Below are 19,981 nucleotides of genomic sequence, written 5' to 3'. Positions count from 1 at the left end.
ACTACTCCTCGACAATGGCGACTGCACGCACCGGGGCTGCGGTCGTTCCAACCCATTTGATGGGGAAGGCCGCAACCTTGAACCCATAGGGACGCGGGATCTGATCGAAGTTCGTCATATTCTCGATGTGGTAGTACTCGTGCTCCCGCATCACAAGATGAGCTTCCCAGAACTGCTTACGCTCGAACATGGCCCAGACAGGTGGGTCGAAGGTGATGGCATCGATTCCCATCACCTTGATTCCCTGGTCGATGAGCCAGAGCGTTGCCTCGCGGGTCATGCCGCAGTGATCGGTGAGGTAGCGCTGCTCGTTCTGATATGCACCAGCACCCGTCCAGATGAGGACAATGTCGAGTGGCTTGAGGCGGTAACCAATCCTGTCAAGCGCTTCCTGGAGTTCAGCAGCAGTGATACCAGAGCCTTTCTCCTTGTGGCGGAAGTCCAGGAGGACACCATCGGAATAGCAGTACTCGAGGGGGATACCCTCCGGCCCGGGAGCCTCGGCGACGAGGTGTTTCCGGGCATCAATATGCGTGCCGACGTGATCGTTGAGTTGCAGGCGGTAGCTGGCTGTGAGCCACGTCGCGCCATACTGAGCAGCACCGATCCGCTCAGCAAACTCCTCCCACGACTCGTGCATCTCGATCTTGGGAGGTGGGACACGCGGAAAGGTGATCATGTCGTTGTGCACCGGCATGGAGAGATCAATCAGACGAACACCCACTGAACTGCTCCCTTCTCACCACTTGCTTTGGCAAAACATTGACAGCTCAACGCTCCTGGTCAGCGCTCTGCTCTCGAGACAGTGCTTCGTAGACCCAGCGTCCCGGCTCCTCAATATGACGACGCATCACCGCTTCCGCGAGGTCAGGATTGCGCGTACGCAACGCTTCCAAGATAGGTTCGTGACGTGCGGCAAGTCCCTCGATTGCCCGACGGTGAAGAGAGAAGGTGAGAAAGGTGGTGGTTGCCAGACTCAGACTTGTCCAGAACTGTTGGAGGAGGTGGTTCCCGGACGCCTCGACGATGATACGGTGGAAGGCGATGTCAGCCTCGATCGCCGTCGCCTCGTCGCCGAACTCGGTCGCCTCGCGCATGCGGTCGAGCTGTTCCTCCAGGGCAAGAAGCTGCTCGGTGGTGATGCGGGTCGCAGCGGCACGGGCCGCAACTCCCTCAATCGCGGCGCGAATGGGATAGATCTGGACCAGTTCTTCGTGGGTGAAGGCGCGGACACGAGTACCACGGAAGGGTTCGCTGGTGACGAAACCGAGAAGCTCGAGATCCCGCAGCGCCTCACGGACCGGCGTTTGGCTGACACCGAGTTCCTGCGCGATGCGCGTCTCGACAATGCGGTCACCGGGGGCAAGGCGGCGACGGAGGATCGCGTCGATCAGGTACTCCTTGATCTCTTCGCGGAGAACGCGGCGGACGATCGGCTTCGGAAGGAGTTGATCGCGGTTGCGTGACCTGGGATCCGACATCGATGGCCTCACACTTCCTTCGAGAATCGATTCTATAGGATGATACTACGTCCGCCCCGCAGGCTGTCAAGCGCCACACTGCTGAGCCTTGCTTACCTTTGCCCCGGTTTCAGGCGGTAACCAACTGCTCGGTACCCGGCCCCTCGACAGATCATTACCGACTCCGGGGCAGTGAGGATGAGCTGCGCCGCGTACAAATGCGACCGCGGCTCCAACTGCTGGCCCGAGTTTGCTCCGAGGACACGCCGGAAATCGGCGCGGAACCTGCTTTGGGTCCTAGATCTTGCGCCTCGATCTCTCGCTTCCTCCTTCTTGATTCCGTCGCAACCAGTGCACTCGTCCATACCCAGGGATAGGTCAAGCAGTTCGGGCTCAAGGCTTGAGGAGCATGACTTGTCCCTCGCTCGTGGAACATTGCACCACGCTTCCCTCACGCTGGGCGGAGTGCCTTGAATCGTTGCATCGTCTCGACCATCGCCCGCTCAGTCGGCAATCGTTCGACACTCGAGGCACCAAAGAAGCCGACCACGCCGCGCGTCCGGGCGAGCACGTACGCGACATCCTCAGGCTCGGCGATCGGCCCACCATGGCAGAGCACGATCACGTCCGGATTGACCGCTTTGGCGGCATCGCACATCGCCTGGACGCGTTCGACGGCCTCATCGAGCGTGAGCGCGGTCTTGGCCCCGATCATCCCCTTTGTCGTCAGCCCGACATGCGGAACAATGATGTCCGCTCCCACCTCGGCCATCGCCCGAGCCTGATCCGGATCAAACACGTATGGGGCAGTTAGCATATCGAGTTCGTGGGCGATCCGAATCATCTCGACCTCGAGATCGAACCCCATTCCAGTCTCTTCGAGGTTCTGGCGGAAAATCCCGTCGATCAACCCCACGGTCGGGAAGTTCTGGACGCCAACAAAGCCCATCTCCTTGAGCTGACGGAGAAAGACCGGCATAAGGCGAAACGGGTCGGTACCGCAAACGCCAGCCAGGACTGGTGTATGGCGGACAACGGGAAGGACTTCGGCAGCCATCTCAACGACGATGGCGTTGGCATCGCCGTAGGGCATGAGCCCGGCCAGGGAACCTCGCCCAGCCATCCGGTAGCGACCCGAGTTGTAAATGATTATCAGGTCTGCTCCACCCGCCTCGGCGCATTTGGCCGAGAGTCCTGTTCCTGCGCCAGCGCCGATGATCGGCTTTCCCTCGGCCAGGGTGGCACGCAGCTTGGCAAGTGCTTCGGCACGCGTCATCGGTCGCCAACTCATTGGTTGCCTTCCTTCCCCAGCTCAGCTGGTCTCTCCTTCAGGCGCAGGCGAGAGCGTCCTCTCCGTAGCCTGTGCCCGAATCAGTTCATCGAGGCGTGCGGCCATCGCCCGAGCGAACGCCGGATCGTTGATATCGGTATCCCACTCGTGTACCTCGACATGAGGGGCGAGGTTGGCTTTGAGCGCTTCAATCAGAGCGCGATCTGCCTCCGGATCATAGAACGGCTTGCCTTCCACGTCGATCGCAGAAAAGCCACGCAGTGGGATAAAGACCGCCACTGGACCACGCGCAGCGTTCAGCTTTTGGGCGATGATCTTGCCGAGTTCGGCACACTCCTCCGGGGTGGTGCGCATCAGCGTCACGGTGGGGTTGTGCTGGTAGAGGCGGCGCTGCCGGAAGCGCTCGGGGACAGTGTCACGCGGGCCAAAGTTGACCATGTCCAGTGCCCCCAGGGAGACAACTTGCGGGATGCCAGCTGCACCCGCTGCTTCCAATCGCTCTGGCCCCGCAGAAAGCACACCCCCGACGAGTTCGTCGGCGAGCTCTGTCGTGGTGATATCGAGCACACCGGCCAAGAAGCCACCCTTGACGAGTCCCTCCATCGCCTGGCCACCGGTACCAGTAGCATGGAACACCAAAACTTCGTAGCCGCGCGCCTCAAGTTCCTGGCGAGCTTCAGTGACGCAGGGTGTTGTGACGCCAAACATTGTGGCGGCGACGAGCGGTTTGCTTGGCACCGTCGGCTGGTAGGTTTCGTAGGCCTGCGCCATACCAGCGATCGCTGCTGCAGCATTGGTCAGGATGCGCTCACTGATCCGGTTAATTCCGGCGATGTCGACGACCGGGTAGAGCATGGCGATATCGCTGGCTCCGACATACGGCCGCGTGTCACCGGAGGCGAGGGTCGAGACCATCAACTTGGGGACGCCGATCGGGAGCGCGCGCATGGCTGCAGTGGCAATTGCTGATCCCCCAGATCCGCCGAGCGCAAGGATCGCGTGCAAGCGTCCTGCCTGGAAGAGTTCCTGCACGACCGCGGTTGCTCCCCGTGCCATGGTGGCGATGGCATACCCGCGGTCAGCGCGGGCGACGAGTTCCGCGAGCTCGACACCGGCAGCCCGCGCGACGGCTTCACGGGTGACGTCTGGGACGGTCTGGGGTTCACCAAGCACGCCTGCGTCTACAAGAACAACCTCACAACCGTGCTCGCGGAGGCGCTGTCGCAGAAATGCATACTCCGTACCCTTGGTATCGAGCGTGCCGATCAGCACGACAGTCGGCATCCTCGCCCCCTTTCCCTATGCCGCGCGCCGGGCACTCACCCCAAGGTATCGCTGTTGCAGCGCCGGATCAGCGAGGAGTCTGTCAGAGGTCGTCTCGAGCGCGATCCGTCCGCCGACCATGATGGCGATGCGCTGAGCGACAGCGGTCGCGACAGCCAGTCGTTGCTCGACGAGGAGAATGGCAAGCCCGCCCTCCGCGAGATGTCGGAGTGTGGCAATGAGTTGCTCGACGATGACCGGAGCGAGCCCCTCCGATGGTTCGTCCATGATCAACAGTTGCGGGTTGGTGAGGAGCGCGCGAGCGATGGCCAGCATCTGCTGCTCACCACCGGAAAGCGTGCCGGCCGGCTGGCGTCTTCGTTCGGCCAAACGCGGAAAGAGCGCATAGATGCGTTCTGGTGTCCATACGTCACCCGTGCCAGTGGCACGGCGCGGAACGAGCCGGAGATGCTCCTCAACTGTCAGGGAGGGGAAGATCCGTCGCCCTTGCGGGACGTACCCCACCCCAAGTGCAGCGATCCGATGCGGTGCCTGGCCGACGAGCTCGTGCCCAGCAAAGCGAATAGACCCGCGGACGCTCGGTAAAAGACCGGTGAGTGCGAGGCAGAGCGTTGTTTTTCCCATACCGTTCCGTCCGAGGACGGCGAGAGGCTCGTGCCCGAGCACCAGATCGATCCCTTGCAGGACATGGCTCTGGCCGTAGTAGGCATGCAACCCGCGGACTTCGAGGAGCGGCGTGTCGGTCATCACGTCCCTCCGAGGTAGACCTGTTGCACGGTTGCATTCATGGCAATCTCGTCCGGTGTTCCCTCAGCGATGACCCTCCCCTCGTGGAGCACTGTCACCCGCTGCGCCACCTGGAACGCGACATCCATGTCGTGCTCGATGAGCAAGACTGTGATCTCAGTGTCGAGCGCGAAGAGGAGCGCGGTGAGCTGCTCTCGTTCGCCGGGGGAGAGGCCGGCAGCCGGCTCATCGAGGAGCAGCAGCCTCGGGCGACTAGCAAGTGCCATCCCGAGTTCGAGTTGTCGTTGCTCCCCATGCGATAGCACACCAGCGAGCGCGTGTAAGGCATGCCGAAGACCGACAAGTTCGGCGAGGCGCTCGACCTCGACGCGCTCCGGATCCTCAGCCCTGGGTCGCCGGAGACTGAGTCGCCACGGCTGGACACCCCGGACGGCCAAGTAGAGATTCTCGGCGACACTAAGGCGCGGGAAGACGAGCGGGGTCTGGTAGGTGCGCGCCAGGCCGAGCCGGATACGCTGGTGAGGCGGCAGGCGCGTGACGTCGCGACCAAAGAAACGAATAATACCAGCCGTGGGGCGGAGTTCGCCCGTAATGATGTTGAAGAGCGTCGTTTTCCCCGCACCGTTCGGACCGATGATGGCACGTCGCTCGCCCGGCTCGAGTGCCAGCGAGACATCGCGGACAGCGACGAGTCCACCAAAGCGGCGGCTCACGCCCTGGAGTTCCAAGGCGCGAGCCGCGGTTTGGGAGCGATGCAACTCGACAGTGACCATAACTCAGGACCCGAAGGTCTGCTTGATTTTCTCGCAGGTTGGGTTGTCGCGCGTGAACGAGCCGAGTGCGAGGTACTTGTCCTCGGGCAGGCCGAGCGTCTGGTTGACTCCTTCGACCACCCTCACGAGCTTATTGTACAAGTTGCCGTCCGGTCCTTCGGCCACTTCGACAACAAAGTTGTTCGCGATCGCCTGGCGATTCTTATCCAGCTTGATATGACCAGTAGGACCGTCGAACTCAACCTTGGCGAGAGCCGCTTGAAGCTCTTTCTGTCCATCACTTAGGTCTCCGTTGACAGCCTGGAGACCCAGGAGTAAGCCCTTGGCGTTAACGTAGTAGCCCCAACAGAAGAGCGACGGCGTGCTGAGGCCTTGGGGAAACTGCTTCCGGTACGCGTCGACCCATGCTTTCCAAGCCGGATCGGGATTATCCGCCGCGACCGGCATGGCACCTGGAATACCGATGACTCGCTCGCGCAGTGCACCTTTCGTCTCGAGAACGTTCTGATCAATAGTCGAGCTCCCACCAATGAGAGCCGCCTTGCCCCCAAAGTCTGCGTACGCCTTGAGGAAATTGACCGCATCGGCCCCACCAAGTATGACGTAAATCGCATCGATGTCGCTGGGCATGGCTGTGATGACCGAACTGTAGTCCTTCGTCCCGATCGGAACCCAGAATTGGGCGACACAGTCACCGCCGAGTCGGCAAAACTCCAGAAGGAAGCCCGCTACTTGGCTATAGGGATACGAGTAATCCTCACCGAGGGTGGCGACGCGGCGATATCCCTTAACCTCATAACAGTAGGTACCCAGGCCAGCCATCCACTGGACGCCATCAGTCGAGAAGCGGAAGAAGTTAGGAGCCGGATCACGCAGCGTTGTGTCCTGGGCAGCCGACGTGCCGTTGACGATCGTCTTATCGGGAATTGTCTTGGCGTAGTCGCGGAGCGCCAGCCCTTCGTCCCCGGAGAGCGGTCCGACGATGCAGTCGACCTTGTCCTGCTCGATGAGTTTCCGAGCCTTCTCGCGAGCGACTTGCGGTGTGGCATCGGTACTCTCTTTGACAAGACGGATCTTCTTGCCAGCGATGGCTCCGCCAAACTCGGCCACGGCGAGCTCGACACCACGAACAGCCTCCTCACCGTACAGTGCGAAGGCTCCTTCCAACGTCGCGAGGATGCCGATGACGATCTCACCGGCAGCCGGTCCAACCGTGGCCGTCGGACTAGCCGCTGCGGCTGGTGTCGCTGGTGGGGCAGTCGGTGAGGCAGCCGCAGCAGGCGTGGGGCTCGCAGCCGGTGGAGCGGGAGTTGGCGTCGCCTGCTGGCCGGCACAAGCTCCCAGGAGAGCCGACGCAGAGGCTGCCAGACCGAAGAGTCCCGCGCGCCGAAGGAGTACCCGACGACTCAACCGACGTTCCTGCCTGTTCATCGTTCTCCTCCTCTCCTTGTCGTCGGATCGCCGGAACAGGCCTTCACACACGACACGAGAAGACACCTCCCTTCGCTACAGACCGGTATGGCGCGATGGTGCAACACGCGTCAGGAGCGTGCGGCGCAGCAGTGACCAAAGGCGCAGCGCGATGCCGCTCAACCCTTCGGGAGAGAACAGGACGATCGCGAGAAAGGTGAGTCCGATCATCGTGTTGAAGCGCTGTGTAAAGGAACTGGCAAAATTGGTGACGAGAACAAAGACCAGCGCCCCGAGAAATGCTCCCTCGGCGTAGGCCAGGCCACCGATCACAGCAATGACAAGAATGTTGATCAGCCGGGTGAGATCGATCGTTGTTGGCGAGATAGCTCCGTTGTACCAGACGAGAAGCAAGCCCCCGATTCCGGCCAGGAAGCCGGAAAGGGTAAACGCTGCCACGCGATGGAGCGCGACGTTATAGCCCAGCGTACACAAGCGCCGCGGGTCGTCGCGCAGCGCTTGCAGGGCCAACCCGAAGGGCGTGCCAGCAAGATAACGCACAAAACCATAGGTCGCAAGACCGACTGCGAGACAGAGGTAGTAGAAGATTGTGCGCTCGACCAGGGAATGGCCGAAAAGTTCTGGAGCACGGATACCAAGAATCCCAGTGTGACCGCCGAAGATCGAACGATTCTGGTTGGCAAGGGCGTAGGCGACCATGCCAAGCGCGACAGTGATCATCAGGAAGTAGATGCCAGTTGAACGCACCGCAATCAGTCCGAAGACCAGTGCCGCGAGCGTCGCAACTGCCAGTCCGGCAAGGATGCCAATCCACCACGGCTGTCCGAGAGTGATCGTCAGATAGCCGTAGCCATAACCAGCCAGGCCTGCCAGCGTCATCTGCGCTAAGGAGACCATCCCGCCGTAGCCAGCGAGCAAGGAAAGACTGAGCGCGATAATGCCGAAAAACAGTGCGGGAGTGAAGATGCGCCCGACAAAGTAGGCACTGCCCCAGAGGGGAAACGTCAATAAGAGTAAGAGAAGCAGTGCTGCAAGGAGACGAGTCTTCCTCACGCTGGCCTCCCGAATAGACCTTGCGGACGAAGGGCGAGCACCACGACCATCAGCAGAAAGCTCACGATCGCTGCGTAGGTGGGAAAGAGTGCGAGGCTGTACTGCTCGACCAGCGCAACGAGCACTGCCGCGACCGCCGTGCCCGGCAGACTACCCATCCCGCCGACAATGACCACAATGAGCGAGGCTAAGAGATACCGAGCGTCTTCCCCTGAGGAGATCGAGAGTACTGAACCGCCGATCACCCCGGCGAGCCCCGCGAGTCCGGCACCAACTGCGAACATGAGCGCGAAGAGGCGCTGCACGTCGATGCCGACTGCCGCGACCATGTCGCGGTCATCGATGGCAGCACGCACCGTGATTCCAAGACGAGTGCGCGCGAGGACAAACCAGAGTATGAGTCCGAGCGCTATGGCGAAGGCAAGCACGAAGAGGCGATAGCGGGGATAGCCGATGTCGAGCAGCGGGATACGGAGACCGCCAGTAATCACTTCCGGCGGCGAAAAGTCATAGGTGAAGCCGCCCCAACGTGCCAGCATGAGATCGGCGGCAACGATCGAGACGCCGATGGTCACGAGCGCTTCGCGGAGCTCCTGGCCATGGATCCGTCGAAGTAGACCCAGTTGCAGCAACAGTCCAGCAAGAGCTGTGACAAACAGAGCAGCAACAGCGCCCAGCACCCAGCTCCCCGTCCGATCGGCAACGCTCCAGCCGAGGTAGCCACCAAACAGGTAGAGCGATCCATGGGCAAGGTTGACCACGCGGAGCACTCCGAAGATCAGGGTGAAGCCGATAGCAACGATGAAGTACAGCGCCGCGAGCGTCAAACCGTTCAGTGTAACGGTCACAAACTGTGGCCAACTCATCGCATCTCCTGCCGTCTCGGCTCACTTGGTAGCGGAACGCGCTTGGCCGTTGCGAATCTGCGATTATCGATTATCGTAAGAGCGGGCGGTGTGGCTGTCAAGAGGAAACAGACCGGAGGTTGAGCACCATCGCCTTCCAGGAACTGTCACTGCGCTCAGGATGCTGAGCATGAGAGACAGGGAGAAGCAGACTGCACAATGGGAGACCGACTGCCAAGCGCGCCGGTTTCCGAGGGAACGCCAGCAAGTCGCACATCCGATGGCAACCACAAGGCTCAATTCTGGACTCCCAACCGTACCACCGTCTCGCGCTCCCCCTTTCTGATGGGGCACAAGGCTGGTGGCCAGGTCTGATCACCGAGATCCGGCCGGCCACTTGCCCCTCATCTCCGTCTATGGTCAGGGGAACCAGCCAGGGTTGGCGACTTCAGGAGCTGCTCCGCCCCCGTCGGGAAGGTGCGCCACAGGTTCCCCTCGAAGGTCGGTCGATACCGATCCGGAACTGCGGCGTGGTGCTGGCAGCGGCAATGAGGTAGGGCTCATTCATCGGTTCACGCGCCGTCCCAAAGGAAATTCGGCGGGAGAAGCCGATCTGGCGAGATGAGGCCAGGGAGCAGACTATTGTCGCGCACAGTGGGTGGCGCTGCGCTGCGTTGGAGAGGCCCAGGGGCAGCGTATTTGCGACGCATGGTGGATGCGGCGATCGTGCCGCAGCGGAAGGATGACGGTCACGGGTAGGAGCGGACGTTCGCCACGGAGGAGGATGGCATGACCACGCTGAAGCGGATTCAACATGTCTCTATCACAGCACCGCTCGACGGGACGGAGACAGCACGCGCCTTCTACGGTGGCGTGCTCGGACTCCGAGAGAAACCGGTTCCGGAGAGTTTAGCTGGACTCAATATCCTGCTGTGGTTCGACGTTGGGCCAAGCGAACTCCACATCGTCGCCGAGGATGACGAGACGCGCGGTCGCTCACGGCGCCACATCTGTTTCGAAGTCGACGACCTCGCAGCCATCCGCGCTCGGCTTGTCGAGGCCGGATATCACCCCTACGACGCGACGCCAATTCCGGGACGACCTCGCTTCTTTTGCCGCGACCCATTTGGGAACTTACTCGAGTTTATGGCCTTTGCTGAGTAGTGGCCAGGGCAGGTTCTAAGCCTTGTCGTCGCCAGGACAGCATTGCGGCACAAAAGCTCCCGATGCTCGCACATGCCCGCGAGCATGCCGACCCCTGGCGACCGCACTCCATCCTGTGCGGCATCCTTGATCATTCCTGCCTGGGCATGCGAGGTCTCACCTCGAGGCCCTGGCTCCGCACAGACGCATTGGATGGGAGAGACGAGGAGACAAAGGGAGGTTCTCGACTCCAGCAAATGTCAGCTCCGTGCCGGGCATTCCGTACTGGGTAGAGCAACGAGTTCAGCGCTCCTCTGGTCGTGACACACCGCCTCAGTCCGGCTTGTCAACGCGCGCCGCTCGGCCCATACTGGCAGCGGGTGCGAGGAGGCGCCGGCCAGGGTCGTCCGGCGCCATGCGTTCGTCGGGAGGTGCGCGATGGATCTTGGGCTCCGCGGGAAGGTCGCGATGGTGGCAGCAGCCAGTCAAGGGCTCGGCAGGGCCGTGGCGCTTGGCTTCGCGCGAGAGGGGACGAACCTCGCGATCTGTAGCCGGAACGAGACAGCGCTGGAAGCGGTGGCCAAAGCCGCGCGCGAATACGGGGTGGACGCATTGGCGGTTCCGGCAGACGTGACACGCGCTGAGGACATCGCGCACTTCGTCGAGCGAACGGTCTCCCACTTCGGTGGTGTCGACATCCTGGTGACGAACGCCGGAGGTCCGCCAGCTGGCACTTTCCAGGACTTTCCGGACGATACCCCCTGGCAGGCAGCGTTCGAGCTGACGCTGATGAGTGTCGTACGCCTGATCCGGGGCGTGCTCCCGTCGATGCGAGCACGGGGAGGCGGCGCCATCATCGTGATGACGTCGTCCTCAATCAAGGTGCCGATTCCCAACCTCATCTTGTCCAACGTCTTCCGCGCAGGAGTGGCGGCGCTGGCCAAGACACTCGCCGAGGAACTCGCTCCGTATAACATCCGTGTTAACAATGTGCTCCCCGGACGGATCGCCACGGAGCGGCTACTCTACCTGGATCAAGTCAATGCCGAACGAGCCGGAGTGTCGGTCGAGGAAATACGCCAACGGACAATTGCCCAGATCCCGCTGGGCCGGTACGGTGATCCGGAAGAGTTCGCGAACGCGGTCGTCTTCCTCGCCTCAGAACGCGCAAGCTACATTACTGGCGCCTCACTCCAGGTGGACGGCGGCTATATCAAGTGCATCTACTGAGCGACGCAATTGGTGGATCAACAACCGACCATAGGGGTGCGCTGTACCACGAAGGTGCGCCGTGAGTGGTTGCATGCCAACGCTTGTTGGCGAGTACGCGACGATACACCGGAGGGTACCCCGGGGCCAAAGCCGCCGATTCCGAGCAGAATAGCTGGTGACCGTTCGCTCGCGATATGCCTTTCCTTCGTGGTGCTAACTTTGACCACTGGGACCGTCGCATCGCGTGCAGCACGTGCCTCCTGCCCTGCGCGAATTGCGGTCGAACTGAGACTGCTCCGCCTCAGCCCACCGGCCACAGCGGAGAGCGACCGAATCCGGTGAGCGTGGCCGCAAGGAGCAGGAACTCTGCAGCAAGGCCAGCCACGAGTACGATCCAGTCAAGTCGGCTGAGGCGGAGCTCCCCAAAACGCGGGCGGTGCCCGCGCACGCCCACGCCACGTACCGTGAGCACCCAGCTCAGCTGTTGCGCTTGACGCAATGTCGCCGCAAGAGCAGCGGACAGAACAGGCAGCAGGGCGCGCAGACGTGCCATCCCCCGTTCCGGGATGACCCAGCCGCGGGTCTGCAGCGCTTCGGATGCTGTGGAGAACGTCTGAGCAAAGATCGGAATGAAACGAAGGCCAATAGTGAGCGCAAGTCCCACGCTCGCCGGAAGCCCCAGCCGCACAAGACCTTGCACCAACGCTCGCTCACTTGTCGTTGCGACCCAGGCTAGTGCGAGCAGCGCCAGTGCGACCAGTCGGAGCGCCGTACCCACCGCGCCAAGGATGCTTGGCAGGGTAAGCGTGAACGGACCGTAAGAGACAAGGACCGGCTCACCAGCACGATCGAAGAGGGGACGGAGCAGGAGCACGAGTAAGAGGAGTGGCGCGAGCGCTCGCCAAACCGCTGTGAGTCGCGCGCGGTCGAAACCGCCACCACGCCAGAGGAGAACGTGCAACAGGATGACCACGACCACGAGGACAAGCGGATTCTGCCAGAGGAGCAGCGGTAGCGCAGCGACGAGGACGAGCGCGAGCTTGACCCGGGGATCAAGGCGTGCCAGTGCAGGCAGCGCGTGTTGGCGTGGCGACAAGGCCGGTTCGGCGTGCATGGATGGCGCTGTCGGCGAGCGAGAGCCTCGGGTTGGCTCAGGAGCGACCACAGCGGATGGCACAAAAAGCGCCGCGATGAGTTCTTCAGGCTCGAGCGCTGGCGCTAACCCCAACGCACAACTCAGTTCGGTGACCGGAAGTGGGACAAATCCATTCGCCTCCAAAAGCGCAGCATCACCAAGAACAACATGTGGCGGTCCTTCGGCCCGCACGATTCCCTCGCTGAGCAGAACAACGCGGTGCGCACACCGTGCAACCAACCGGAGATCGTGGCTAATGAGCAGCGTGCTCGCACCAGTGGCAGCACGCTCGGCGAGGAGATGCACGAGGAGCTCACGGCCAGCTTGATCGAGAGCACTGGTCGGTTCGTCGAGGACGAGCAGCGCGGGCTCGCGCGCCACCGCTGCCGCGAGGGCAACCAACTGGCGTTGCCCGCGACTCAGGAGAGGGAGCTGTCGCTCGGCAAAGGGCAGAAGACCAAAGCGCGCGAGCGTTTCGCGGGCTCGCTGCTCGACCTCCTCGGCCGGGAGCCCGAGTTGCCGAAGCCCGAAAGCGACTTCGGCCAAGGGGGTCGCCTGCACGAGTTGGTGGTCCGGATTCTGCGCGACGTAACCGACGAACGCAGCGAGCTGGGCGATCGTCTTCGTCCGTGTGTCCTGGCCGGTAACGAGGACCCGACCAGCAGTGGGATGGAGAGCCCCGATCACCTGCCGGGCAAGCGTCGTCTTTCCTGAGCCGTTCGGTCCGACGACAGCGACCACCTCGCCGGGGGCAAGGGTGAGCTCTACATCACGTAAGACCAGCGGCCCGTTCGGATAGTGATAAGAGAGGCGCTCGATCCGAAGGACTGGCTCAGGAGCGAGATCAGGGCCGAACATTTGGCCGGCAGCACCGCACAGCTGGGCCGATGAACTCTGTGACAGGTCGAGAGGACTCGGTCTACCCGAGTCCTGTCTCTCTCGCTCAAACGCCGTGCGCAAGTACGCCGCGGCTTCGCTGACATGGCGGAAGAGGCACGGCGCAGTCGACAGGCCGCGCGTCCGAAGATGACGGGTTAGTGCCGCCAGCTGGGGCTCAGCGGTACCGAGTGTGCGGAGACGTTCGGGATCGGTGAAGGCTTCCGCGGGTGGAGCATCAAGGACAAGCCGACCATTGGCGAGGCCGAGCACGCGCTCGACGAGCGGGAGCAGGAGGTCACTGTCACGCTCAGCCAAAACGATCGTCAGCGAGCGAACGGGATCAGCTGCCAGCGCAGCGAGCGCCTGGAGAAGTTCGCGCTTTCCGCGTGGATCCAGCTGGCTGGTTGGTTGATCGAGTACGAGCAGTTCGGGCTGGGCTGCGAGCGCAACAGCCAGGGCGAGACGCTGCTTCTGCCCGCCAGAAAGTTGCCCGGACGGCCGATCAGCGTCGTGCGCGAGACCAACAGTCTCGAGCGCCCAAGCGACCCGCTGCGCGACTTCCCTCGGTGGGAGCCCGCGGAGCTCGAGCGCAAAAGCAACCTCGTCCGCCACAGAAAGCCCAATGAGATTGGCCTCCGGATCCTCGAAGACGATGCCGACCGAGCGGGCGAGCTCAGCCGGTGGAACGCTGGTCGTCTCCTGACCAGCAACAACGAGCCATCCGCGCACAGTCCCGCCAGTCTCATAGGGAACCAAGCCAGCAAGGGCGAGGCAAAGCGTGGTCAGACCACTCCCACTCGCACCGACCAGGCCAACGACTTGTCGCGCGGGAATGGCGAAGGTGAGATCGTCAAGCGCCGTCTGTGGTTGTTCACCAGGGACAAGAGCAGGATAGCGGTAAGTGAACCGCTCAGCCCGAACGACGACGCGTGTCGCCATGCTCGGCCTGGCATCCGAGGTCGAGGCTTCTACCGGTTGGATGTCCGGATCCATTGAACGGTCATCCACACAGATGGACGAGCATCACGCTCGCGCTCACCAGTTCGGCGCAGAAGATTGGTCCGCGGGCGAGTACTCAGGCCTCACGGCGGAACCGTTGCGGCTGCAGACGAGCGAGGAGCGCGGCATAGCTCTCCCGAAAGAGGATCGTCAACGCGACACCACCGACCGCACCCGACACGACCTGCCAAAGATTGAAGGGAACGTTGGCCGTCGCGGTGGCGAGACCGATGCGCAGCACAGCGACTTCGTACAAGAAATACCCGACGACAATGAGAAGACCGCCAATGGTCACAGCGAGGATCATGCGCCAGATCCCGGCGCGCCATCCGATCCAACCGGCGAGGAGACCCTGGAGCCCATGGAGCACAAGCGTCGCCGGAGCGTACTGACCATAGCCACTGGTGAGGTCAGCCAGCATCGGCCCAAGCGCTCCGCTGATGCCCCCGACGATGGGGCCGAACAGGAAAGCACCCGTATAGATGGCAATATCGCCGAGGTGAATATAACCGCTTGGGATCGGCACCTGGATGAAACGGGTGGCCACGAAGACAACAGCGATCATCACGCCGCTGAGGGCGATGGTGAGGGGAGTGAACGCGAACCGCTGTGACTGCTTGGGTCGTCCAATCTGCATGACCATCCTCCTCTCTCCAATATGGCAAGCGTGCGCGGAACGTGTATCCCGGACAACAGCCAATTGGCACCATCCAATCCGGTGTGATGTCGGGTATCTTCTCGCAAATGGCCCATCGGCTTCGGGAGGCACAACTAAACGCCGGCACAACTCACATTTCGCTTGTTCGATACGCTTGACATGCTGCGAGGCTGCTCCTACCCGTGTGGTTCGCGACGGGGCCACCGCTTGCCCATGGCCCAGTATCACGCCAGGGTGAACGAGCGCTCCAACGACGGTCCGGGACACTCCAGTCCCCTTGTCAGCACACGCACGGGGGCCAATACTCCTGCGCAACGGCTGTACAGCCCTGACCTCGCCGCTGCACGCACTCGAGCCGCTGCCACTGCCCCATCCCAAGAGCGTAAGGTGGATCGCGAGTCTCCAAGGCAGGCAGGCTGTGGTACAAGCGCTACGTGAACCCGCACGTCAGCAGTCGGTGGCTTTGCGCCTGTCTCGGTATGTCCCAGCCGCCTTCGACTCAACTGCAGCCTCTTCCGGAGAGCCGCCTCGTGCTCGGCCGAGCATCTGAGAAGGAACTCGCGCTGAGGAGCACACGGGGATGTTCCCCACATACTCGAGAATGAGACATCGCCGGCAGGGTCCGAGCGTGCCGCGACCCGCGCGCAGAGATGCTCCCGATAGTCCCTCTCTTCTCGCGATTCTCTTGCCACACTCAGCGTCGTAGGACGACAGTGTACAGCCACCCGGCGTGCTGTCACGCACTGCTCTCCGCTTGCAGAGGCGTGACGGTCGACTGAAGAATTCCAACGTCGTGTTAGCGCTGACTGTGCGGCGCGCTCGGCAAGCGGCACATCAGGAAGCGGACAGCACAGCCCGTTCACAACGCGGCCGGGGTCCTAGCTACGCTGACCAATGCACGAGGGCCACACCCGACTCGGTGCTGTGGTGTTTCGGGGAGTTAGCCACGTGGTGTTCGACGGACCTATTATCCAAGTCGACCGGCTGGAGCGGCGGTTTGGTCAGACAGTCGCACTCGCCGGGATCAGCTTCCAGGTCGCTGCCGGCGAGATCGTTGGTCTGCTCGGCCATAACGGGGCAGGGAAGACGACCACAATCCGTCTCGTACTCGGTCTGCTCACGCCGCACGGTGGAACAGTGCGCGTCTTCGGACTTGAACCAACGGTCGACGGCGAGCAGATCCGCCAACGGACCGGTGTCGTTGGTGAATCTCCGGGGCTCGACGAGCGCCTGACGGCACGGGAACTCTTACAGGTCTTCGCCGATCTCTACGACGTCCCGCGGGTAGTCCAGGCCCAGCGCATCGCAGCATTACTGGAGCAGTTTGGGCTGGCCGAGGTGGCTGAACGCCGTGTGGCGACCTACAGCGCTGGGATGCGCCAGCGTCTTGCGCTGGCCCGCTGTCTTCTCCACAACCCAGAACTCTTGCTCCTGGACGAGCCAACTGCGGCGCTCGATCCGGTGGCAGCACACCACGTCCGGGAGCTGATCGCCGAGCGGCGACGCGAGGGGCGGACAATTCTCCTGGCAACGCACAACCTTGACGAAGCCGAGCGTTTGTGCGACCGGGTGGTGATTCTGGAGCGTGGCCGAGTCCTAGTGGAGGGGCCACCGCGAGAACTTGCCGCGGCACTTGGTGTCCCAGCACGGGTGACCATTGAGGTGGAACCAGAACAGGTCAACAGCGCACTCGACGTCCTCGCTCGTCGCGGCATGCGCGCGCAGGCAAAGCCGGAGCCCGGCAGGATCCTTGTGGAGCAGCTGGCGAAGCGCGCAGTGCCCGACGTGGTCGCCACACTTGTCGGGGCCGGGATAGCGGTGTACGGGGTGGAACTCCGTACACCGTCGTTGGAGGACGTGTACCTCGCATTGCACCAACGAACAGAACGGAGGTGAGACGTGCACTGGCAGCGTGTTCGGGCGATCGTGCGCAAGGATCTCCTCGCGGTGCGCCGAAGCCGGCCAGTGCTCGTGCCGCTGATCGTCCTGCCGCTCGTCTTCTTCCTGGCGATGCCGGTTGGTTTCGGTCTCTTGGGACGGTTCCTCGGCGAGGTACCAGACAGCGAACTCGAACCACTGATTCGCGCCCTCCCTGCTGCCGACCGAGCACAGCTCGAGCGGCTGGAACCGGGGCAGCAAATTGCGGTAGTGCTCATAAGCTACCAGTTCGCACCGCTCATCTTGTTGGTTCCCCTCGCGGTCGCAACGGCGATCGCCGCCGACAGTCTCGCTGGAGAACGGGAGCGGCGGACGCTGGAGGCACTGTTGGTGACCCCGATCCGCGATGAAGAACTCTTCCTCGGGAAGGTATTGGCTGCCGTGCTCCCCGCCGTCGTGATCGGGTGGCTCGGCTCGCTCGTCAGCGCGGTGGTCGGAATCGCGGTGACTGGCGTCGGTCCTCCGCTCTTACCGAGCCCGCCGTGGATGCTCTTGGTCGGGCTTGGGATGCCCGGCATCGCTCTCCTAGGGCTCGGTGCCGTTGTGCTCATTTCCGCTCGAGTCCGTGGTTTCCAGGAAGTCATGCAGCTAAGCGGGTTACTGGCAATGCCGCTTATCGGCGTCATGGTGGCACAGGCAAGCGGGCTCTTCCTGATCGACTGGCGCCTCGCACTACTCGGCTGTGTGGTCGTCTGGGCAGCGGCTTTTGGCATTTTGCGCGCTGGTCGCCGTCTCTTCCAGCGAGAAGCACTACTCCGGCTCGGATGAATGCAGTGCGGGCGAGAGCGTGCGCCCGGCAGTGGACTCGGCCACCGCTGCCGCCAGTGCCGAGATACATCCGACGAGGACAAGGCCCCACCAGACCGGTTCATAGTGCCCAAAAACCGTATAGAGTGTGCCGACACCGAGGGGCGCCGCTGCACGCGCCAACGTCATGGGGAGCGTCATCGTGCCAGCGATGACACCATAGGAGGTACTACCAAAGAGTTCGGCGGGACGTGCGGCCCGCAAGATCGTAATCATCCCGTTGGCCATCCCGAACGCTACGACAAACCCAAGGACGACAGCCTCCCTGCCATTGGGAAGGAGCAAGAGAAGCAAGGCACCACCTTGAACGAGGAAGACTGCGGTCGTCAACGTCCGGTGAGACAGCCAGCGACCGAGCGGTGCGACGAGTAAGCGCCCTGGAATTTGCATCAGGCCGACCAGACCGGTTGCAGTCGCAGCAAAGGCAGGCGTGAAGCCGCGTTCCTGAAGGTACGGGAGAAGATGCACGTTCACAGCAACCGTCACCAGCGCGGCGAGTGTCAACGCCGTGCTCAGTGCCCAAAATGTGGGGGTGCGGAGCACTGCGCGAACATTGGAAACCGGCGTTTCCCGGCCGACAGGACGGTGATCAGGTGGTGCACGAAGCAGCAGCGCATGCGGCAGAGCTGTGGCAACGAACAACAATCCAGCGAGGGCGACCAACGCAGCACGCCAGCCGAGGAGGCTGACGAGCCAGGTGTTGAACGGAGTAAAGATGACAGAGGCAAGTCCACCAACAAGCGTGAGAACCGTGATTGCCAACCGCCGACGGTGCTCGAACCACTTCGCGAGCGTGGCAAAGGCCGGCTCGTAAAGGACGAGTGCCATGGCAAGTCCAAGACCGGCCCAGAGCGCGTAGAACGCAGGTAGTGCCTGAATACGCGACCAAGCAAGAACGAGCAGTGTGGCAAGAAGCGAGCCGAGCGTCATCGGCCAGCGCGGGCCAGCACGGTCGAGTATGCGACCAACCAGCGGTGCGGCCAGCCCAGAGAGGAGCAGGGCGAGAGAGAATGCACCGGTAAAACTGGCACGCGACTCCCCGAGTTCGCGCTCCATGGGTAGAAGGAAGACAGGAAATCCGTAGTAGAGCACGCCCCAAGAAACCGTCTCCGTCAGCGCGAGCGTGCCAACAATCACCCAGGCATAGCCGCGGTCACGCTGGTACAGCACCACTGTCTCCCGGGACATCATCGCATGGTAGAGAAGCGACAAGTCTGTCAGGGTCGAATCAACACGACGGCGGCGGTACTTTCGTAGGGCACCAGTGTTGGGGAAAGCTCACCCACGGGTAGGCGACTCGACCGGAGGCAAGACCGCACGACGTCCAGAGCAAATGCACGCCTCCGGGGGGCCCGCGTGTCTTTCGCATCCCCCTTGCAAAACCGCACACGACGTGGTTCATCCCTGCGTCATACGAGCAGACGGCCATCCACTCATTACCGAAGCACTGTTGGTTGTCGCTCCATTCTGCCATGGCGTCCAAAGCGAGGGGGAACCATGCTCCTCCACACCCACGTAGGAAGCTCGCTCTTTCCCCAGCCCCACTGACTCCTTATCCCGCGTCTCGAGAACCATCTGGAGCACGAGCTCAGCGTTTTGGGACGATCTACCCCGCTCCCACGCGTCGATTCTGTTTGCCAGGTAACGGCACCCCGAGTGCAGTCCCATCTCCCGTGTGAGCACGGTCCGCTCAACCACCAGCGACCGCACGCCGAACCAGCGCGACGATGCGTTCCTCCTCACTCGGTGTGAGGTCGGTGAGAGCATAGGACGTTGGCCACATGACGCCCTCGTCAAGCTGTGCAGCATCCGTGAAGCCGAGCGTGAGGTACCGCTCGTCGAACCGGTCGGGAGCACGAAAGAAACAGACAACCTTGCCTGCCTTGGCATAGGCAGGCATGCCGTACCAGAGACGCGGGACAAGCTCGGGCGCAGTGGACCGGATCAAGGCATCCAACCGCTCGCCGATTGTCCGCCAGGGCTCAGGCATCGCGGCGATCTTCTCGCGCACCGCTGCCTCGATACTGGCGCGTTCAGGAGGTTGTGAAGAACGCCGGATGTTCCGCTTGCGGGCAGGTGCATGCTGTGGATCATGTGCCTCAGACATTCGTACCCCTCTCACGCTTCCTTCCCTGCACAGAGTGGAACAATCATGATTGACTTAGGAAGCGTACCGCAACAAGGTCCGAGGAGCAGGACCTAGCACACGTCGGCGTGACTGATGCGTGGCACATTGCCGGTCGCTCAGTGCAGCATCGTTCTGCACTGCAGGAGCGCTCGCGATCCAGTCGGTCACCACGGCTCCAGCCGGCGGATGCGGGTCGAG

17 protein-coding genes are annotated in these 19,981 nt (G+C 62.4%); 4 read left to right on the top strand and 13 right to left on the bottom strand.

Annotated features, from left to right (window positions below):
• Position 1: 1 nt before the first annotated feature.
• The 9 genes from NET03_RS07095 to NET03_RS07055 all read right to left on the bottom strand — a co-directional run bounded on the left by NET03_RS07095 (position 2) and on the right by NET03_RS07055 (position 8,905).
• Positions 2-724 (bottom strand): cyclase family protein, encoded by a 723-nt coding sequence (locus NET03_RS07095; RefSeq protein WP_252128212.1) that lies wholly within the window; start codon positions 722-724, stop codon positions 2-4.
• Between the two features lie 46 nt (positions 725-770).
• Complete coding sequence (locus NET03_RS07090) at positions 771-1,481, bottom strand: GntR family transcriptional regulator (protein ID WP_252128211.1); 711 nt, start codon at positions 1,479-1,481, stop codon at positions 771-773.
• 430 nt (positions 1,482-1,911) lie between these two features.
• Positions 1,912-2,751, bottom strand: coding sequence for a phosphoenolpyruvate hydrolase family protein (locus NET03_RS07085; RefSeq protein WP_252128210.1), 840 nt, complete (start codon positions 2,749-2,751; stop codon positions 1,912-1,914).
• A 21-nt stretch (positions 2,752-2,772) separates the two neighbouring features.
• Positions 2,773-4,035: a Tm-1-like ATP-binding domain-containing protein gene (locus tag NET03_RS07080; RefSeq protein WP_252128209.1), complete on the bottom strand. Its 1,263-nt coding sequence runs from the start codon at positions 4,033-4,035 to the stop codon at positions 2,773-2,775.
• 15 nt (positions 4,036-4,050) lie between these two features.
• Positions 4,051-4,782, bottom strand: coding sequence for an ABC transporter ATP-binding protein (locus NET03_RS07075; RefSeq protein WP_252128208.1), 732 nt, complete (start codon positions 4,780-4,782; stop codon positions 4,051-4,053).
• On the bottom strand, positions 4,782-5,555 hold the full coding sequence (locus NET03_RS07070) for an ABC transporter ATP-binding protein (protein ID WP_252128207.1): 774 nt from the start codon (positions 5,553-5,555) through the stop codon (positions 4,782-4,784). Before NET03_RS07070 ends, NET03_RS07075 begins: the two co-directional genes overlap by 1 nt.
• 3 nt (positions 5,556-5,558) lie before the next feature.
• Complete coding sequence (locus NET03_RS07065; RefSeq protein ID WP_252128206.1) at positions 5,559-6,986, bottom strand: ABC transporter substrate-binding protein; 1,428 nt, start codon at positions 6,984-6,986, stop codon at positions 5,559-5,561.
• A 75-nt stretch (positions 6,987-7,061) separates the two neighbouring features.
• Complete coding sequence (locus NET03_RS07060) at positions 7,062-8,039, bottom strand: branched-chain amino acid ABC transporter permease (RefSeq protein ID WP_252128205.1); 978 nt, start codon at positions 8,037-8,039, stop codon at positions 7,062-7,064.
• A complete protein-coding gene (locus NET03_RS07055; RefSeq protein ID WP_252128204.1) occupies positions 8,036-8,905 on the bottom strand; it encodes a branched-chain amino acid ABC transporter permease in 870 nt (289 codons plus the stop codon). The genes NET03_RS07060 and NET03_RS07055 overlap by 4 nt, the downstream gene beginning before the upstream one ends.
• 768 nt (positions 8,906-9,673) lie before the next feature.
• On the opposite strand from NET03_RS07055, the gene NET03_RS07050 reads away from it, so the two are divergent.
• Positions 9,674-10,048 carry a VOC family protein gene (locus NET03_RS07050; RefSeq protein WP_252128203.1) on the top strand — a complete coding sequence of 125 codons (375 nt, stop codon included), beginning with the start codon at positions 9,674-9,676 and terminating at the stop codon, positions 10,046-10,048.
• Positions 10,049-10,465: 417 nt separating this feature from the next.
• Positions 10,466-11,257 (top strand): SDR family oxidoreductase, encoded by a 792-nt coding sequence (locus tag NET03_RS07045; RefSeq protein ID WP_252128202.1) that lies wholly within the window; start codon positions 10,466-10,468, stop codon positions 11,255-11,257.
• 283 nt (positions 11,258-11,540) lie between these two features.
• Here NET03_RS07045 and NET03_RS07040 read toward each other — a convergent pair whose 3' ends face one another.
• Together NET03_RS07040 and NET03_RS07035 are read right to left on the bottom strand one after the other, a co-directional pair.
• Positions 11,541-14,246 carry an ATP-binding cassette domain-containing protein gene (locus tag NET03_RS07040; protein WP_252128201.1) on the bottom strand — a complete coding sequence of 902 codons (2,706 nt, stop codon included), beginning with the start codon at positions 14,244-14,246 and terminating at the stop codon, positions 11,541-11,543.
• 82 nt (positions 14,247-14,328) lie between these two features.
• The gene (locus tag NET03_RS07035) at positions 14,329-14,889 is read right to left on the bottom strand and encodes an ECF transporter S component (RefSeq protein WP_252128200.1); all 561 of its coding nucleotides are present in this window, start codon (positions 14,887-14,889) and stop codon (positions 14,329-14,331) included.
• Positions 14,890-15,858: 969 nt separating this feature from the next.
• Here NET03_RS07035 and NET03_RS07030 point away from each other — a divergent pair.
• Together NET03_RS07030 and NET03_RS07025 are read left to right on the top strand one after the other, a co-directional pair.
• Positions 15,859-16,806: an ABC transporter ATP-binding protein gene (locus tag NET03_RS07030; protein ID WP_252128199.1), complete on the top strand. Its 948-nt coding sequence runs from the start codon at positions 15,859-15,861 to the stop codon at positions 16,804-16,806.
• 3 nt (positions 16,807-16,809) lie between these two features.
• Positions 16,810-17,616, top strand: coding sequence for an ABC transporter permease (locus NET03_RS07025; protein ID WP_252128198.1), 807 nt, complete (start codon positions 16,810-16,812; stop codon positions 17,614-17,616).
• Here the strand turns inward: NET03_RS07025 and NET03_RS07020 are convergent.
• A complete protein-coding gene (locus tag NET03_RS07020; protein ID WP_252128197.1) occupies positions 17,599-18,825 on the bottom strand; it encodes an MFS transporter in 1,227 nt (408 codons plus the stop codon). The two genes, NET03_RS07025 and NET03_RS07020, sit on opposite strands and share 18 nt — an antisense overlap.
• Positions 18,826-19,345: 520 nt before the next feature.
• Entirely contained in the window at positions 19,346-19,762 is a 417-nt protein-coding gene (locus NET03_RS07015; protein WP_252128196.1) for an iron chaperone, read from the bottom strand.
• Positions 19,763-19,981: the final 219 nt, after the last annotated feature.

Source organism: Thermomicrobium sp. CFH 73360 (assembly GCF_023806465.1).
Taxonomy (GTDB): domain Bacteria; phylum Chloroflexota; class Chloroflexia; order Thermomicrobiales; family Thermomicrobiaceae; genus Thermomicrobium.
This window is presented reverse-complemented; position numbering and strand designations above follow the sequence as displayed.

Bases quoted from the DNA above. Each gene is read 5' to 3' on its own strand.
- NET03_RS07090 (WP_252128211.1), bottom strand. From the start codon at position 1,481: ATGTCGGATCCCAGGTCACGCAACCGCGATCAACTCCTTCCGAAGCCG.
- NET03_RS07085 (WP_252128210.1), bottom strand. From the start codon at position 2,751: ATGAGTTGGCGACCGATGACGCGTGCCGAAGCACTTGCCAAGCTGCGT.
- NET03_RS07080 (WP_252128209.1), bottom strand. From the start codon at position 4,035: ATGCCGACTGTCGTGCTGATCGGCACGCTCGATACCAAGGGTACGGAG.
- NET03_RS07075 (WP_252128208.1), bottom strand. From the start codon at position 4,782: ATGACCGACACGCCGCTCCTCGAAGTCCGCGGGTTGCATGCCTACTAC.
- NET03_RS07070 (WP_252128207.1), bottom strand. From the start codon at position 5,555: ATGGTCACTGTCGAGTTGCATCGCTCCCAAACCGCGGCTCGCGCCTTG.
- NET03_RS07065 (WP_252128206.1), bottom strand. From the start codon at position 6,986: ATGAACAGGCAGGAACGTCGGTTGAGTCGTCGGGTACTCCTTCGGCGC.
- NET03_RS07055 (WP_252128204.1), bottom strand. From the start codon at position 8,905: ATGAGTTGGCCACAGTTTGTGACCGTTACACTGAACGGTTTGACGCTC.
- NET03_RS07050 (WP_252128203.1), top strand. From the start codon at position 9,674: ATGACCACGCTGAAGCGGATTCAACATGTCTCTATCACAGCACCGCTC.
- NET03_RS07045 (WP_252128202.1), top strand. From the start codon at position 10,466: ATGGATCTTGGGCTCCGCGGGAAGGTCGCGATGGTGGCAGCAGCCAGT.
- NET03_RS07040 (WP_252128201.1), bottom strand. From the start codon at position 14,246: ATGGATCCGGACATCCAACCGGTAGAAGCCTCGACCTCGGATGCCAGG.
- NET03_RS07035 (WP_252128200.1), bottom strand. From the start codon at position 14,889: ATGCAGATTGGACGACCCAAGCAGTCACAGCGGTTCGCGTTCACTCCC.
- NET03_RS07015 (WP_252128196.1), bottom strand. From the start codon at position 19,762: ATGTCTGAGGCACATGATCCACAGCATGCACCTGCCCGCAAGCGGAAC.